Genomic DNA, 17,271 nt, shown 5'->3' with positions numbered 1-17,271 from the left:
TAAAGTCATAGCCAGTCGATACGCTTATTCAAATCTAAATAACTACTGCAGCATCAATGAAGCAATTTAATGTACTGACACCACCAAGTGTCAATAAAGGTCAGCAATTACAAACCCTCGCCACTCAAGGCGGCAGCGCCCAGGCTATCACCTTAGCCAAACTTATCGAGCAAAATACTGGCACTACCTTACTCGTGACACAAGACACGCCAACTGCCATCACACTCGAAGCCGAGCTTGGCTACTTACTAGCGAATAAGTCTGTGCAAGTGTGCTTGTTCCCGGACAGAGAAACCCTGCCCTATGATAGCTTCTCGCCGCATCAGGATTTGATTTCCCAGCGGCTAGAAACCTTGGCGCAAATTAGCCAAGGGCAGCAGCTAGTAGTGATAGTGCCAGTTAATACCCTCATGGTGCGCTTACCACCACTAGCGTTTTTAACCTCAAATGTGATGCTCCTAAAAAAAGGCGATATCTATGCACTGCAAAGCGTGCGTCAGCATTTAGTTGATACAGGCTATCATTTGGTTGAGCAGGTTTATGAGCATGGCGAGTTTGCCATTAGAGGCTCGATAGTCGATATCTTCCCTACAGGCTCAAAACAGCCACTGCGTATTGAATTATTTGATGATGAAATCGAATCGATTCGCTTCTTCGATGTTGAAACTCAGCGCTCAGGCATGGCGCTTGAGCAAATTAGAATGCTGCCAGCAAAAGAGTTTGCGACCGACAAAGATGCCATTGAAGGTTTCAGGCAGCGCTATCGCCGCCGCTTTGAAGTGATATCAAAAGAGCCTGAATCAGTGTACCAACAAGTTAGCCGTAATCTCATGCCTGCAGGTATTGAGAACTACTTGCCGCTGTTTTTTGATGACACCGCTAGCCTATTTGATTACTTGCCAGAGCAAACCGCGCTGATCACTGTGGGTGACATTGAGGCTTCTTGCCAACATTACCTTGCGGAAATTAACGAGCGTTTTGAAGATCGCCGCGTTGACCCATTACGCCCATTGCTTGCGCCACACGAGCTGTATTTGCCAACCGATGAGTTATTTGCCGCATTTAAACAATATCAGCGTAGTCAGCTGCTCGCTTTGAGCACAACACAAACTGACGAGCGCGATACGCAGAGTAGTGATACACAGAGTAGTGATACACAGCATAGCGAACAACAAAATGCGCAGCTGCCTAAGCATACCCAAATTGCGCAAACTCAAGCATTGCCGGACATTAACGCTAATCACAAGCTTAAGCAGCCACTTATTGCGCTAGCCGAATATAGCGAGCAACAGCAAAATTTACTGTTTTGTGCTGAATCTGAAGGCCGCCGTGAAGCCTTATTCGAGCTATTTGCCAAAATTGATATCAAGCCGGTGCTATTTAACCACCTTGATGACTATCTGGCATCAAAGGAGGCAGTCGGCTTAATTGTTGCGCCGCTAGCCAGAGGCTGCGTGCTGCAAGGTACAGCAAAAGGCGATGTTAGCCTGATCTGTGAAACCGAGCTTTTCGGCCAACGTATTTCACAGCAGCGCCGCCGTGAAAAGCAAAAACAAGTTAGCGCTGACGCTCTGGTTAAAAACTTAGCCGAGCTAAAAGTGGGCCAACCTATTGTGCATTTAGAGCATGGTGTCGCCTTGTATCAGGGCTTACAAACCTTAGACACAGGCGGTCTGGTCGCTGAGTATTTGCAGCTTGAATACGCAGGCGGCGACAAGCTATACGTACCAGTATCGTCGCTACACCTCATAAGCCGCTACAGTGTCGGCAATGAGGAAGAAACTCAGCTTAACAAGCTAGGCAACGAAACTTGGGCGAAAGCTAAGAAAAAAGCCATTGAGAAAATTCGCGACGTGGCGGCTGAATTGCTGGATGTCTATGCCAGACGTCAAGCGCGTCCAGGCGATGCGCTTAAAGTCGATGATGAAGAATACGCGCTATTCAGCCAGGGCTTCCCATTTGAGGAAACCGTCGATCAGGAAGTGGCCATTCAAAATGTGCTTGATGATATGCAAGCGCCAACCGCGATGGACAGACTGGTTTGTGGTGACGTAGGTTTTGGTAAAACAGAAGTTGCCATGCGCGCTGCCTTTATTGCGGTAAACGCCGGCAAACAAGTGGCGGTGTTAGTGCCAACTACCCTGCTAGCCCAGCAGCACTATGAAAACTTTAAAGACCGCTTCGCCGATTGGCCGGTGGTGATTGAAGTCATGTCGCGTTTTAGAACCACCAAAGAGCAAAATCAGGTGGTTGAGCAACTTAGCGAAGGCAAGGTCGATATTGTTATTGGCACCCACAAACTGCTGCAATCGCAAGCTAACTTTGAGCAGCTTGGGCTGTTGATCATCGATGAAGAGCACCGTTTTGGGGTTCGTCAAAAAGAGAAAATCAAGGCACTACGCGCCAATGTCGATATTCTTACCCTTACCGCAACGCCAATTCCACGTACGCTGAATATGGCAATGTCAGGTATGCGTGACTTGTCGATTATCGCCACCCCACCTGCTAAACGTCTGGCAGTAAAAACCTTTGTTCGCGAATTTGACAAAGCCACAGTGCGTGAAGCCATCTCCAGGGAGATTTTGCGTGGTGGTCAGGTGTACTTCTTACACAACAATGTTGAGAGTATTGAACGCGCGGCCAATGATATTCGTGAACTGTTACCAGAAGCACGAGTTGTTACCGCGCATGGGCAAATGCGTGAGCGTGACCTAGAAAAAGTCATGTCTGACTTTTACCACCAACGATTTAACGTGTTGGTGTGTACTACTATTATCGAAACTGGTATCGACGTGCCCAGTGCCAACACCATCATTATGGATCGAGCAGATAAGTTCGGTTTAGCCCAGTTGCATCAATTACGTGGCCGCGTTGGTCGCTCACATCACCAGGCTTACGCCTACTTGATGACACCGCATCCAAAACGCATGACATCAGATGCCCGCAAACGTCTTGAAGCCATTGGCGCATTAGAAGATTTAGGCGCTGGCTTTATGCTGGCAACCCAGGACTTAGAAATTCGCGGCGCGGGTGAGTTGCTGGGTGATGAGCAAAGCGGTCATATTTCAAAAATTGGCTTTAGCTTGTACATGGATATGCTTGAATCTGCCGTTAGCGCGCTCAAACAAGGTAAAGAGCCGTCACTGGCGCACATGATGAGCAGCCAGGCAGAAATCGACCTACGTATTCCGGCATTGTTGCCAGAAGATTATGTTGGTGACGTAAACATGCGTCTATCGCTATACAAGCGCATTGCTAACTGCGAAAACGAGAACATGATCGATGAGCTAAAAGTTGAGTTCATTGACAGGTTTGGCATGCTACCTGATGCCACTCGTAACTTAATGGATCTCACCCTATACAAACATCAGGCTACCAAGCTTGGTATCAGTAAAATCGAGCTTCATGCCAAAGGCGGCAGTGTTGAGTTTAGCGACGACAACAAAGTCGACCCTATGTTCATCATAGGTTTATTGCAAAACCAACCACAAATGTATCGAATGGACGGACCAAATAAGTTAAAGTTCAACATTCCCGCAGAGACGAGTAAAGAGCGTCTCGACCTGGTGCAAACCCTACTTGAGGAGTTTGCTAAACACCCGAATGGAGACAACAAATAGTGCAACCTAAACTGGCAATGTCACTAGCAGCAATGACTGGCCTCAGTCTGCTTTGCTCACCATTAACAGTTCAAGCTAAAACCTGGTTTGAAGTTGAAGTGTTTGTATTTGAAAGGCAAGGACAGCCAAATACCGAGCAGTGGGACGAAGATGCACCTGCTAAGCCAATTAACAGCAGAGCAGTTGATTTAATCTCACCTGTGATCACCACTGATATTACTGGTGTAGCACTAGGGCTTGCAGGGTGTGACTCAAACGACTGGCTCAACGACAACCCTGACTGTCAGCAACAATTTAACAGTCAAAGCCAAAAATCTCACCCAGGTGTAGTACCTGTCACTATCGCAGCAGAGACTGAGCAAACGGCATATTTAGGTGATGAACCGTTATTGCTAGCACAATCACAATCTCAATTTGCAGATGTGATCACCACAGTCTCAAAAGAGCCAGGAGTCAAACCACTGCTGCATCTTACTTGGCAGCAAGATATGCAGTCAAAACGCCGCTCAAAGCCTGTTCGTATTTTTGCCGGTAAAGATTTCTCAGAAGAATACAGCTACCATGGCGAGCAAGTCGTAAAGCAGCCTGAATCTCAGATTGAAGAGCCTGAAGTCTCTGAGGTAAATAACACATCACAGCCTGCTCAGTTTGGTGAGTTCGGCTCGTTTGGCTCAATTGAGCAAACTGAAACAACAGACTCATTAACTGCTAACAACCAATTTGGCAGCTTTGGTCAACTGTTCTCGCTTGAGGAGCAAACTAAGCCAGTTTGGGAACTTGATGGCACCATTAATATTTATCTTAGTCACTATTTGTACATCGAACACGACCTTGGACTACGCAAACCAACGCGCATTGAACAAAGCCTTAGCGATTTTGGTAGCCTAACTAGTTACGGTTATAGCCAAGAGCAACAAGCCGGTGATCAAACAAACGTCGAACTTGTACCGTTTTTGCAAACCATCCCGATGAAACAAAACCGCCGCGTTCGCAGTGGGGAAGTGCATTACTTTGACCATCCGCAAATGGGTATCGTTATGCAAATCCGTAAAATGGAGCAACCTACCACAGCGCGCCCAATTGATTTAAGCTCATCGGCAGATGACGAGGTACAAACACCACCCCAGCTATAACGTTTTAGCAGTTTAGATAACTAACAGCGCTGACCTGCACAGGGAAGCGCTGTTTTTGTTTATACGCACTCGTTTCGGACTTTATACAAACGGCAGATACTCTACCTACTGTCCATAATGGGTTTAATTTGGACAAAAAAAAGCGACTCAAAATGAGTCGCTGAAACTGCTAATCAGTTAAAATATGACATAGACATTATTCGAGTCGCATTTCGAACTTTGCCTGTGACACTTTGTATCACCACTTGTTACCAATTGCTACATTTAAGCGTACAGTTGCACATTAATTAACCTTTGCATAACAAGATATCTGATCGCGATCACACAAGTGTTGTTTCAAGCCTAGTAGATAAGCTTACGGCAATTTTTATTACTACTCACAACTGCCCCCACTTATCGCCTTCTCAGCTACTGAGCAAATTGCTTGGCAAGTGCCTGGGCATCCAACCAGCGCTGCTCTTGCTCTAATGCTTTTGCAACTTGTTTGCTATTAGCAAGCAATTGCTTTGCGTCTCGCTTAGGTGCGTGGCTTGGCCATTGAAACTCATTTAGCAATGTCTCAACACCCTGAGGGTCATTACATACCAAAATCATGTCACAACCTGCATCTAGTGCTGCTTTTGCCCGCCCTAGGTAATCACCAGCAAAACTTGCTCCTTTCATGCCAAGGTCATCTGAGAAAATCACCCCGGCGAACTTTAGCTGTTGCCTTAAAACCTCACCAAGCCAATAACTTGAAAAGCCCGCAGGGTTTGGGTCGACTTGGTCGTAAACCACGTGAGCTGGCATCACACCTTGTAATTTTTGCTGCTCGATTAAACTCGCAAATGGCGTCATGTCATTTTCAAAAATCTCAGCTTTACTTCTGCTATCGACTGGCATGGCAATATGTGAGTCGGCTTGCACGCTGCCATGACCCGGAAAATGTTTACCAACAGCGGCCATGCCCGCGTCATTCATGCCATCAATCCAGGCATCTGCTAGCTGAGCTACCTGCTTAGGGTCGTGACTAAAGCTGCGCTTGCCTATCACTTCACTAATGCCATCTAAATCCAGTACGGGCGCAAAGCTCAAGTCGATATCACAAGCTAGTAACTCCACTGCCATTAAAAAACCTAACTCTTTAGCCCATTTACATGCTTGGGTTAAGTCGCCTTTTGCCTGCGGTAGTAAGCTTCCCATAGCCGGAATTTTACTAAACTCGGAGACGAACCTCTGCACACGGCCGCCCTCATGATCAACGGCAATAATCAGGTCTTTGCGCACTTTTCTAATTTCTGCAGTCAATGCAACCAACTGAGATTTTGTCTCATAATTTCGGCTAAATAGAATTACGCCGCCTACCTGTGGGTGTGCGAGCTGCTGCGCTTCTTTTTCACTGACGGTTAACCCCGCCAAGTCCATCATTAGGTAACTCAATTGCGAACCTCTATGTAGAAAAAGCTATTAGTTTAGCTATGTTAGGAATATAACTGCATACAAATAAATCTCACTAATGCGAAATGCAGATATAAAAAAATCTAATGAATCATTTAGTAAAAAGTGTGTGATACTTTGCCACAAATAAACAGGCTTAATCTCTCTAGCAGCGATTATACTCTGTAATAACTAAAACAAAATACGACCCAGACCAAGGTTATTCTATGATCAGTGTTTTCGACATGTTCAAGATCGGCATCGGCCCGTCAAGCTCACATACAGTTGGGCCAATGAAAGCCGGTAAAATCTTCATGCAAAATGTCGCCGACCAAGGCTTGCTTGATAAGGTAGATGAACTGCAAGCAGAACTGTTTGGCTCGCTTGGGCAAACAGGTAAAGGCCACGGCACAGGCAAAGCCGTTATTTTAGGACTGATGGGTGAAGACCCAGAAACCGTCGATACCGATAAAGTTGATGACATCCTAGCCCAGGTTTCAAACGACCAGCTGCTCACACTTGCTAGCGGCGACAAAGTTAAATTCACCAAAGAAAACGGCATCACTTACCATAGACGTAAGTCACTTCCTGCTCATGCTAACGCTATGACGTTATATGCATTTAACCAGGGTGAATGTATTTATCAACGTACTTACTACTCTGTTGGCGGCGGGTTTATTCTCGATGAAGATGAAATCACCGCACAAGATGCATCACCTGCAACGCCAATTAACGTGCCTTATGACTTTGAAACGGCAACGGCGCTATTGCAAATTTGCTGTGACAATGGTCTCAGCATCTCTTCATTGATGATGGCTAACGAGTTAAGCATTGCGAGTGAGTCAGAGGTAAAGCAAGGGCTTTGGCATATCTGGCAAACTATGAAGCAGTGTGTTGAGCGTGGTTATCAAAAAGAAGGCATGTTGCCTGGTGGATTAAAACTTCGCCGCCGCGCCCCAGCGCTTTATCGCCGCTTAAAAGCAGAAGGCAGAAACAGCGTCGATCCCCTAACAGCAATGGATTGGGTAGATTTATTCGCACTGTCAGTTAATGAGCAAAATGCCGCAGGCGATCGCGTGGTAACAGCGCCAACTAACGGCGCTGCTGGCATCATTCCCGCAGTGCTTTGCTATTACGATACGTTTGTACAAGAAGTTGATATCGACATCTGTGCGCGTTACCTGCTTACCGCTGCAGCTATTGGTATTCTTTACAAAAAGAATGCATCAATTTCAGGTGCAGAGGTCGGTTGTCAGGGTGAAGTCGGCGTAGCGTGTTCTATGGCTGCAGCAGGCCTAACTGAAATTATGGGCGGCACAGTTGTTCACGTTGAAAACGCTGCAGAAATCGGTATGGAGCATAACCTTGGCTTAACTTGTGACCCAGTAGGCGGTCTAGTACAGGTTCCATGTATTGAGCGAAACGCCATGGGTGCAGTTAAAGCAATTAACGCATCGCGTATGGCGCTTCGCGGTGATGGTCACCATAAAGTTTCACTCGACAAAGTCATTAAAACCATGATGGATACGGGTAAAGATATGCGTAGTAAATATAAAGAAACAGCTAAAGGTGGCTTAGCTGTTAACATCGTCGAATGTTAATGATTTAAGCAATGAACTGAGCAATGCCATTTGGCTATTTTTGCCAATCGCGAGAGAAACCATAAAGGGGCACTTTGTTGCCCTTTTTTGTTGTTTGCAAAATCTGTTTGCGTAAAACACGGGCTGTCAATTTACTTTGGTACAGAGTTGACGATTTTTAGCGCACACATGTTCATTATTGTGAGCTATATACGGTAAACGGGTAACACTTTCGACCTAAACAAGTGTATATTGTGTTGCTTAAGTTTATCGGGGGATAAAATGACAACTGAAGAGAAATTACTTCACGCAGCAGATGAGCTGATTAAGCAACACGGGATCATCAACTTCTCGATGTCTGATATACCAAGAGCATGTGGCTTATCACGTGCGTCGTGCTACCAGCATTTTAGAGACAAAAATGAAATTCTCGCCGCACTATGTACGCGAGAGTTAATGCGTAACTTTAGAGCGATTAACGAACAACGCTGGGATGATATTTCCGGTATATTTACCATGGTACTCAGGCCGTTAGTGTTTAATCATTTGAAAGAGCGTGACCAACTCGCCATTGATAACGCATTTGAACAACTTCTGGGTTCACTCGAATTGCTACCAAGCAACGACAAATTCAACTTTATGAAGCAAGGCTTCAAAATCTTAAAGAGTGAACGTGAGTTAGGCTTACTAAAAATAGTTTAGCATCGCTCTGTATTTGAAAAGGCGTTGCTCTATAGAGCAACGCCTTTTTTGTACCTTACAGTAACTAAGCACCTACCACACAGAGCGCACATATGACTGGCTCGTTACCGTCGATATGCCTGCAATAAAAAGACATTATTAGAACTCAACAATCAAACATCCCGCAAAAACAATCTTTGGCTTATTCAACGGCTCACAGCCGGCAAATTCAGCGCCTAAAACAATAGCTGAATCAAAACCGCTATCAAACATAAAATCATTCATTAGCACATACTGCTATACACTTATATTTGGTAACAACTTCAAATAGTTTTTGGCTTTTTATTGCAATGCAGATAGGCGACTATATCGCTGACAACAACAAAAACAACACTAAGGGTGACCATGACATATCGGGCTCCAATTTTCGCACTCACATTGTGTGCATTAGCCACTGGTTGCAACGATGAGCAACCTTCTTTATCAATCGAAGCTAAACCTGCACCGAGTATTCAAGTCTCATTTAATGAATCTCGTTTTCGCCAAGATATAAAAACCCTTGCCTCTGATGAGTTTGAGGGTCGAGCGCCGACAACAAAAGGCGAAAAGCTCACTCTTGACTACCTGAGTGCCGCTTTTAAAGAAATGGGATTACAAGGTGCAAATAACGGCAGCTACCTACAAGCTTTGCCTATGGTGAGTTACACCGCTAGCGAGCAACAAACCATTAGCTTTGATGATGTCATAGCTAACTACCGTGACGATATCGTTTTAAACACTCGCCACGACACTAAGGCAATAGACATCAAGCAAGCACCATTAGTGTTTGTTGGTTATGGTATCAACGCACCCGAGTATCAATGGAACGATTATCAAGATATTGATATGAGAGGAAAAATAGCGGTTATTTTAATCAATGACCCAGGATTTGCTCACCCAGAGTCGCAAAAATTCAATGGCAAAGCCATGACTTACTATGGCCGCTGGAGTTACAAATTTGAAGAAGCGAGCCGTCAAGGCGCGCTTGGTGCCATTATTATTCATGATACTAATCCTGCGTCTTACCCTTGGAGCGTGGTGGAAAATAGCTGGACTGGACCGCAACAAGATTTGGCGTCTGCCAAAAATAGCGAAAACAACCGAGTAATGGTTGAAGGTTGGATGACAAAAGATCTAGCAAATGAGCTATTTACCGCTAGCGGTCATAACCTGACTAATGTTGCCGACAGAGCTGCAAGTGGCCCGTTAAACTTACTACTAAAGCAAAGAGCAAATATCGCTTTTGGCAATAAAACAAGCTACTCAGACAGCTACAACGTAGTAGCTACCCTACCCGGTTCAAGCAAAGCTAATGAGCATATTATGTTTACCGCCCACTGGGATCACCTAGGTAAAGATACCAACAAGCAAGGCGATAATATATACAACGGCGCCCTCGACAACGCTTCAGGCACAGCGGGAATAATGGAGATTGCACGCATGTTTGCTGAGCAAGCTGACAAAGGAGGTGCCAATCAACGCTCTGTGACCTTTATCGCCACCACGGGTGAAGAGCAAGGCTTGCTTGGATCACGCTATTATGCCGATAACCCTATCTACCCAATTGACGATACTATCGCGGTATTTAACGTTGATAGCACAAACATCTATGGGAAAACCAAAGATTACACCATTATTGGTAAAGGCCAGTCAGAGCTTGAGCAGTTACTGATCACTGAAGTTGAAGCTCAGGGGCGAAAAGCAGTCAGAGAGTCTCGACCCGAGTCAGGTGGTTTTTTCCGTTCAGACCACTTTAGTTTCGCCAAAAAAGGCGTTCCAGCAGTATTTGCGGGCAGCGGTAGTACACCACTTGATGAAGCATCCGCTCAATATAAAGCGCGTATGTTAGAGATAATGAAAGGCTGCTATCACAATGTATGTGACGAATATCGTGACGACTGGGATTTATCTGGCGCGATTCAAGATCTCAATATCTACTTTAATGCAGCTTATAAGCTGGCAAATAGTAAGCAGCGTCCAGGCTACTACCCGCAAAGTGAATTCCATCGTCTGCGCCCTTCAAGCAACAAAGTATCAGAATAATTTTTATAAGCTCTTAGTATCTCAATACAAACAAAAACCACCTTACATGAGGTGGTTTTTGCTTTTCCTTTCCCTTAGCCTTTTTAGCTCAGGGAATCACAAGTACTGCTTTGTATTTACAGTACGTATTTGGCTGAGAACATAATACGATTTAAATCGCCGTCACTGCCATCTTCACGCTCGTTAAGCGCATGCATATACTCGACACCAAATGTCAGAGGTTTAGATGGTGAATATAGTAGATTAATGTAGCCAGAATATGCCGTTTTATTAACGCTACCGCCAGTAAACGCGACTTCGTTATCCGCTTTAAAGCCAGATAAAGTGAAGCTTGAGCGCCATTTATCGGTCCACCAGTGACGATAAGAAGCATAACCTGCTAATGAGGTAATAGCTTCGATTTCACCTTTATCGTTAATAACACCGCCGTTGGCATAATTCAGTGCCACATAACGACCTAGCCCAGTGCCGTAAGTTGCTGAGAACTTGATGTCATCACCGCCCACAGGGATCATACCAGCAACACTTGCGCCGTAAGCCATTTCTGTTGAATCAATAGTGGCATTGTCAACATTAAGCTGACGAACAATACCTGAGAACGATACTTTTGCACCGCTATCAGTTTTCAAGTTATAACGAGCGACGACATCAGGCACAATGCCACTGCCACTTGTTATACGTGTGCCGCCACCATTGGGTGTTACAGTGGTCTCAGGGTTTTCAACCGCAAATTGCCAGTTACCATTGGTATAACGGATCATGCTTTGACGAACGAATACCGCACCATCAGCTGCCCCCACAAAATCTAAATTTTCAGGCAAGGCTCCTGGATTTTGGAAGGTCGACCAGGTTTGACCGATAGTCCAGTTGTCGTAACTGACAAACGCATGACGAATACGGGGTGAGTAACTATTAGAAACCCGCTCATTACCGTCAGAATGAGTCATAAAATCAAGCTCAATAAAGCCTGTTAATGTGTGTCCATCTACGTCAGTCACAGTTTTAAAGTTAAATCGAGATTCTCGGGCCTGAAAATCGACAACTTGCTTACCATTTCCTTCGCTGCCGTATATGGTGCCAGGCACGTAAAACTGTCTTGAAAGCTGCCCGGAATCAGGCGCACCGTTACCATAGCTGCTAAACATGACATCAGCTTTAACATAGCCACCAAAAGTCATTTCAGTATCGGCTACACTCGCTCCCGAACAAAGAAGTAATGCAGAGCCAATTGCTACACTCAGTGTTGAATATTTCATCCTTGTGTCCCCAGTTATTGTTAGTGTAAAGCACACAACAATATGGAACATTTAACGAACTGTTTACATTAGCAATAGGTCTATTAGACAAAAGTGTATAACAACTAGTTGTTTAGTCATTTATTAGATAGATATTAAAAGGGGATTTACAGCAGGTAAATGTGCTAGAAGAGTGGTGGGTCGTGAAGGATTCGAACCTTCGACCAATTGGTTAAAAGCCAACTGCTCTACCAACTGAGCTAACGACCCATCTAGGTTTGTTTCTGAATTCTCGCCAAACGGGCGACACTCTCAGAAAAGTGGTGGGTCGTGAAGGATTCGAACCTTCGACCAATTGGTTAAAAGCCAACTGCTCTACCAACTGAGCTAACGACCCATCTAGGATTTTATTCAAGCTAACTTGAGTTTTCTGTATTTTCGCCAAACGGGCGACACTCTCAGAAAAGTGGTGGGTCGTGAAGGATTCGAACCTTCGACCAATTGGTTAAAAGCCAACTGCTCTACCAACTGAGCTAACGACCCATCTAGTTTTGAATCAAGTAAACTTGAACTCTGGAGCAAAAGCCAACTGTCAATCTCAAAGACCAACTGAGCTAACGACCCAACAATGTTGCGTTTCTGAATTTTCGCCAAACTGGCAACACTCTCAGAAAAGTGGTGGGTCGTGAAGGATTCGAACCTTCGACCAATTGGTTAAAAGCCAACTGCTCTACCAACTGAGCTAACGACCCATCTAGGTTTTGAATCAAGCAGACTTGAATTCTGGAGCAAAAGCCAACTGTCTATCTCAAAAGACCAACTGAGCTAACGACCCATCTATTTATGTATAAAGCCACATATGGCTTCTGAATTCTTGCCAAACTGGCAACACTCTCAGAAAAGTGGTGGGTCGTGAAGGATTCGAACCTTCGACCAATTGGTTAAAAGCCAACTGCTCTACCAACTGAGCTAACGACCCATCTAGTTTTGAATCAAGTAAACTTGAACTCTGGAGCAAAAGCCAACTGTCAATCTCAAAGACCAACTGAGCTAACGACCCATCTATTTATGTATAAAGCCACATATAGCTTCTGAATTCTTGCCAAACTGGCAACACTCTCAGAAAAGTGGTGGGTCGTGAAGGATTCGAACCTTCGACCAATTGGTTAAAAGCCAACTGCTCTACCAACTGAGCTAACGACCCATCTAGTTTTGAATCAAGTAAACTTGAATTCTGGAACAATAGCCAACTGTCAATCTCAAAGACCAACTGAGCTAACGACCCATCTAGGTTTGTTTCTGAACTCTCGCCAAACTGGCAACACTCACAGATAAAGTGGTGGGTCGTGAAGGATTCGAACCTTCGACCAATTGGTTAAAAGCCAACTGCTCTACCAACTGAGCTAACGACCCATCTAGGTTTGTTTCTGAATTCTCGCCAAACTGGCAACACTCACAGATAAAGTGGTGGGTCGTGAAGGATTCGAACCTTCGACCAATTGGTTAAAAGCCAACTGCTCTACCAACTGAGCTAACGACCCATCTAGGTTTTGAATCAAGTAAACTTGAATTCTGAAGCAAAAGCCAACTGTCAATCTCAAAGACCAACTGAGCTAACGCCCATCTAGTTTTGAATCAGACTAAGTTTGATTCTGGAGTAACTATGACAACTTAAGAAGTGTGAAACAGTGACACCTATTGAAGCAACATTTGCTGCCCTCAACACCGCTGTGTGCTGAGGGCGCTTATAATACCGTTTTCATTTCCTCATGCAAGTGCAAATTCCCAATTTTTTGCCGTTTGCATGAAAAACGATCTAAGCGGCTGTTTCTTGATATAAAACTGATTAAAGACTAGATAATTGCTGCTTTGCAAGTCTAGCCGAAGCGCTATTAGGGTACTCTTTTAAAACTGAGTTATATAAAGCACTGGCACCAGCTTTGTCATTTTGCTTCTCAGCAATCATTCCTAGCTTAACTAAGCTATCGCCACGCTTGCTTGACTGGGGATATTTATCAACCACAATCACAAATGCCGCTTTAGCCTCGTCCAACGAACCTTTGTTATATAATAGCTGCCCTAACCAATAATTTGCGTTTGGTGCATAACTTGATTGCGGGTATTGCGCAATAAACTGACTGAAGGCTGGGATCGCCTCCTCATACTTGCGCTCTTTCAATACGAGGTTTACAGCAGCTTCATAGCTTGCGGTCTCACCTAAGCTCGAAGTCGGTGTATCTACAGGCGTTGTTGGAGACGGTATAGAAGCGGCAGGTTGAGTACTTAACTTAGCAATATCATCATATAGCTGACGCTGACGCTGCAGCATTTGATCCATCTGATACTGTTGTTGCTCAGCTAGACCACGAAGTTCTAACACTTCGTTTTGCAATTGGTCCAAACGTCGCTGCATATCAAATTCATTTTGTTGCTTCGCCTTCAAAATACGCTCAAGCTTAGCAATACGATCCTGGCTTGAGCCTGTAGCACCGCCACCAATTTCTTCTACTGGTGCTGGTGCTGCCATTGCCCCTGACATTACTGATAGCAATGCAGCCGTTAAAATCGTACGTTTCATCCCGACACTCCTAACCCACATTCAGTGGTTGCTGGTAATAATTGACTAGTAAACTAAAACACCACGACGGTTTTTAGCAAAACCACTTTCGGTACGAGAAAAATCCAGTGGTTTTTCTTCACCGTAGCTTACAAAGCTCATTTGGCTAGGTTGTACACCCATAGATTGTAGGTACTTCGCAATCGCTTTCGCACGGCGCTCACCAAGTGCAATATTGTACTCTGGCGTACCGCGCTCATCTGCGTGGCCTTCAATCAATACGCGAACATTTGGGTTTTCTACTAGATAGTTACCGTGCGCTTGTAAAATCTCAGCGTTCTTGGTCTGTACTTCACTGCGGTCGAAGTCAAAGTAGATAATGTTCTCGCGGCGCAGTTCTTGCTCTTTTAAACGTTGCTGCTCAACTGGTGAAAGTACGGGGGCCACGCCACCTGTTTCAACACCACCGTTAGCATACTCACCAGATTGACCTGATGTTTGTGAAGAAGAAGTAGAGCTACTTGACTCAGTTTCAGAGTCAGAAGTCGAGCTACATGCACCTAATGCGAATAAAGGTACAGCAATTACCATTGCTTTAAATAGTTTATTCAGATCCATCATAAATCCTTGTCGATAAAATTATAAAAATGGAGACCAAGCCGGTGATTTAACCGCGCCTTGTCCGACAGGCAACCTAGCCTTAAATCTACCATCCATAGAAACTGCTGCCAGCACTTGCTGACCATTGTGCGTCGTGCCATAAATCACCATAGTGCCATTTGGCGCAACACTTGGAGATTCATCTAATTGGGTTGACGATAAAACTTGCATGAAGCGGGTAGCCAAATCCATACGCGCAATATGGAACTTACCATTAGTGCGATTCACAAATATCATGCTGCGGCCATCAGGGGTAATTGAGCCACCTAAGTTCCATTCGCCTTCAAAGGTCATGCGTCTGACTTTATTGGTCTGCAAGTCCACCTTATAAATTTGCGGGCGACCACCACGCTCAGAGGTAAATAGCAGTGACTTGCCATCAGGGAACCACGATGGTTCAGTATCAATAGCATAATGGTTGGTCACACGCTTGATCGCCTTGGTAGCGATGTCGATAACATAAATCTCAGGCTGACCGTCTTTTGATAACGTGACTGCTAGTTTCTTACCATCAGGAGAGAAACTTGGCGCACCATTAATACCATCAAAACTACTTACCTTTATACGCTGCTGAGTATAAATATCTTGCACAAAAATCTCAGCTTTTCGGTTTTCAAAGCTTACATAAGCTAAGCGGCGACCATCTGGTGACCAGGTAGGTGACATTAACGGCTCTGGCGAGCGTAATAACATTTGCTCGTTGTAACCATCATAGTCAGCGATCATAAGATGGTACGGCGATTTTTGCTCTGGCTTAACTACAACATAAGCAATACGGGTTAAAAACGCGCCGCGAATACCGGTAAGCTTTTCATACACGATATCGCTTATACGGTGGCTGTACTGACGAAATTGATTCGCACTAATCACCGTCTCACGATTTTCTAAAAGATAAGCATCTTTATTAGCTGGACCTTTCATTGCATCAAATTGCGCTTTAACTAAATCGATCAACTCAAATTTAACTAGGAATTGATCTGCGCCGTAAGGTTTAACCGAGCCGACAACTAGCGCTTCTGCTTCAATGCCCTGCCATTGAGCAACATCAAACTGGGTTACAGTAGCGATGTTTGCTTGTGGCAATGCGCGTACATCTAGTGATTTGAACGTGCCGCTGCGAGCTAAGTCTGACATCACAACATCAGAAATAGATTCAGGAGCAGGCCCTTGCCCTTCCCACACGAAAGGCACAACAGCAATTGGCCTAGCGGCATCAATCCCTTCGGTAATGACAATATCTAACGCCGCGCGAGCTGGCAGCGTAATAATGGCAAATGCGAACACTAGCCATTTAGCCAAGTTTTTCATAAGACTCCTTTACTAATCACAATCTGCTGTTGTGTAAATAACAATTATTCTGGTGAAACTGTTAGGTTGATTTCTTTAAGCTTTTCATAAACATCAGCTTCAGATGACACTGGCAGCTTACCGGCTTTATTAATCGCGGCTTTCGCGGCGCGGCATACAACCTGATCGCCATCGAGTGTTTGACTCGCAATCACAAAGCCATCTTTGGCTAGGCGAATAAACACTCGGCAACTCTTACCTTGCATTGACGGGTCAACAACAAGATTACGTTGAATAGTTGCCCGGATCATTGCCTGATACTTTTGTACTTCAGAGACTACCTGACGTTGACGCGCTTTTGACAGCGCAGCTTGCTCTGCAGCTAACGCATCAGCCATTTCTTGCTCACGCTGTGCCTTGGCAGCGGCTTCTTTACGCTTACGCTCTTCTTCAGCTTTTCGTTTACGCTCAGCCTCTTCTTTACGTTTGCGCTCTTCTTCAGCCTTTTTCGCTGCAGCTTCTTCAGCTTTACGTTTTTCTGCGGCTTTTTTAGCAGCCTCTTCAGCCGCTTTTTTCTCCTGTTCTTTTTGCTTACGGAGCGCTTCAGCCTTTTCGGCTTTTTCTTTCTCTTGCTGCTGTTTTAGCTTGGCGGCTTTAGCTGCGTCATTAGCTTTTTTAGTTTCTTGCTCTTTTCGCTTACGCTCAGCTTCTAACTGTTTAATCTTTTGCTGCTCAAGCTCACGCGCTTTTTTGGCTTCTTGCGCCTTGCGCTCTAATTCTTTCTGGCGCGCTTTTTCTTTACGGGCGGCATCTTCGCGCTGCTTTTTCAGCTCTTCAACGCGCTGATTCACCATTTTTTGATCAATCACTACCGCCTCTACGATAGGCGCACTGGCAGCGACTGGCATAGGTTTTGGCTTATCGTCGAAGCTAACGCCCAGCGCTAACACCACAATTGCTCCAATGTGCACCGCAGCGGAAATACCTAAAGGAACGGTAAAATTAGACTTATCAGCCAAT

The 17,271-nt window shown here is 44.9% G+C and carries 12 protein-coding genes and 8 tRNA genes; 5 read left to right on the top strand and 15 right to left on the bottom strand.

Annotated elements, in window-relative coordinates:
• Positions 1-56: 56 nt before the first annotated feature.
• Together mfd and EXU30_RS18160 are read left to right on the top strand one after the other, a co-directional pair.
• Positions 57-3,620, top strand: a complete 3,564-nt coding sequence (gene mfd / locus EXU30_RS18165) for a transcription-repair coupling factor (RefSeq protein ID WP_130602429.1) — start codon at positions 57-59, stop codon at positions 3,618-3,620.
• The gene (locus EXU30_RS18160; RefSeq protein WP_130602427.1) at positions 3,620-4,753 is read left to right on the top strand and encodes a peptidoglycan binding protein CsiV; all 1,134 of its coding nucleotides are present in this window, start codon (positions 3,620-3,622) and stop codon (positions 4,751-4,753) included. Before mfd ends, EXU30_RS18160 begins: the two co-directional genes overlap by 1 nt.
• A gap of 408 nt (positions 4,754-5,161) precedes the next feature.
• Here the strand turns inward: EXU30_RS18160 and nagZ are convergent, their stop codons facing one another.
• Positions 5,162-6,172 carry a beta-N-acetylhexosaminidase gene (nagZ, locus tag EXU30_RS18155; RefSeq protein WP_130602425.1) on the bottom strand — a complete coding sequence of 337 codons (1,011 nt, stop codon included), beginning with the start codon at positions 6,170-6,172 and terminating at the stop codon, positions 5,162-5,164.
• Between the two features lie 224 nt (positions 6,173-6,396).
• Between nagZ and EXU30_RS18150 the strand changes: the two genes are divergently transcribed.
• Positions 6,397-7,770, top strand: a complete 1,374-nt coding sequence (locus EXU30_RS18150) for an L-serine ammonia-lyase (RefSeq protein WP_130602423.1) — start codon at positions 6,397-6,399, stop codon at positions 7,768-7,770.
• 261 nt (positions 7,771-8,031) lie between these two features.
• Positions 8,032-8,451, top strand: coding sequence for a TetR/AcrR family transcriptional regulator (locus EXU30_RS18145; protein ID WP_130602421.1), 420 nt, complete (start codon positions 8,032-8,034; stop codon positions 8,449-8,451).
• A gap of 138 nt (positions 8,452-8,589) precedes the next feature.
• Here EXU30_RS18145 and EXU30_RS20830 read toward each other — a convergent pair whose 3' ends face one another.
• Positions 8,590-8,715 (bottom strand): hypothetical protein, encoded by a 126-nt coding sequence (locus tag EXU30_RS20830; RefSeq protein WP_278044721.1) that lies wholly within the window; start codon positions 8,713-8,715, stop codon positions 8,590-8,592.
• A gap of 120 nt (positions 8,716-8,835) precedes the next feature.
• Between EXU30_RS20830 and EXU30_RS18140 the strand changes: the two genes are divergently transcribed.
• Positions 8,836-10,512, top strand: coding sequence for a M28 family metallopeptidase (locus tag EXU30_RS18140; RefSeq protein ID WP_130602419.1), 1,677 nt, complete (start codon positions 8,836-8,838; stop codon positions 10,510-10,512).
• 116 nt (positions 10,513-10,628) lie between these two features.
• Here EXU30_RS18140 and EXU30_RS18135 read toward each other — a convergent pair whose 3' ends face one another.
• The 13 genes from EXU30_RS18135 to tolA form a co-directional block, all read right to left on the bottom strand.
• Positions 10,629-11,768, bottom strand: a complete 1,140-nt coding sequence (locus EXU30_RS18135) for a DcaP family trimeric outer membrane transporter (RefSeq protein ID WP_130602417.1) — start codon at positions 11,766-11,768, stop codon at positions 10,629-10,631.
• Positions 11,769-11,941: 173 nt separating this feature from the next.
• Positions 11,942-12,017 (bottom strand) — tRNA-Lys (locus EXU30_RS18130).
• A 51-nt stretch (positions 12,018-12,068) separates the two neighbouring features.
• A tRNA-Lys gene (locus EXU30_RS18125) sits at positions 12,069-12,144 on the bottom strand.
• Positions 12,145-12,214: 70 nt separating this feature from the next.
• Positions 12,215-12,290 (bottom strand) — tRNA-Lys (locus EXU30_RS18120).
• 133 nt (positions 12,291-12,423) lie between these two features.
• A tRNA-Lys gene (locus tag EXU30_RS18115) sits at positions 12,424-12,499 on the bottom strand.
• 151 nt (positions 12,500-12,650) lie between these two features.
• Positions 12,651-12,726, bottom strand: a tRNA-Lys gene (locus EXU30_RS18110).
• A gap of 149 nt (positions 12,727-12,875) precedes the next feature.
• A tRNA-Lys gene (locus EXU30_RS18105) sits at positions 12,876-12,951 on the bottom strand.
• A gap of 133 nt (positions 12,952-13,084) precedes the next feature.
• Positions 13,085-13,160 (bottom strand) — tRNA-Lys (locus EXU30_RS18100).
• 52 nt (positions 13,161-13,212) lie between these two features.
• A tRNA-Lys gene (locus EXU30_RS18095) sits at positions 13,213-13,288 on the bottom strand.
• Positions 13,289-13,593: 305 nt separating this feature from the next.
• Positions 13,594-14,325 (bottom strand): tol-pal system protein YbgF, encoded by a 732-nt coding sequence (ybgF, locus tag EXU30_RS18090; protein ID WP_130602415.1) that lies wholly within the window; start codon positions 14,323-14,325, stop codon positions 13,594-13,596.
• 45 nt (positions 14,326-14,370) lie between these two features.
• A complete protein-coding gene (gene pal, locus EXU30_RS18085) occupies positions 14,371-14,922 on the bottom strand; it encodes a peptidoglycan-associated lipoprotein Pal (RefSeq protein WP_130602413.1) in 552 nt (183 codons plus the stop codon).
• Between the two features lie 21 nt (positions 14,923-14,943).
• On the bottom strand, positions 14,944-16,272 hold the full coding sequence (gene tolB, locus EXU30_RS18080; protein WP_130602411.1) for a Tol-Pal system beta propeller repeat protein TolB: 1,329 nt from the start codon (positions 16,270-16,272) through the stop codon (positions 14,944-14,946).
• Between the two features lie 44 nt (positions 16,273-16,316).
• The gene (gene tolA, locus EXU30_RS18075; RefSeq protein WP_130602409.1) at positions 16,317-17,270 is read right to left on the bottom strand and encodes a cell envelope integrity protein TolA; all 954 of its coding nucleotides are present in this window, start codon (positions 17,268-17,270) and stop codon (positions 16,317-16,319) included.
• Between the last annotated feature and the right edge of the window lies 1 nt (position 17,271).

This window comes from Shewanella maritima (assembly GCF_004295345.1).
GTDB classification, from domain to species: Bacteria; Pseudomonadota; Gammaproteobacteria; order Enterobacterales; family Shewanellaceae; genus Shewanella; species Shewanella maritima.
Note: the sequence above shows the minus strand (reverse complement) of the source record. Positions and strands in the feature narration are given on the sequence as shown.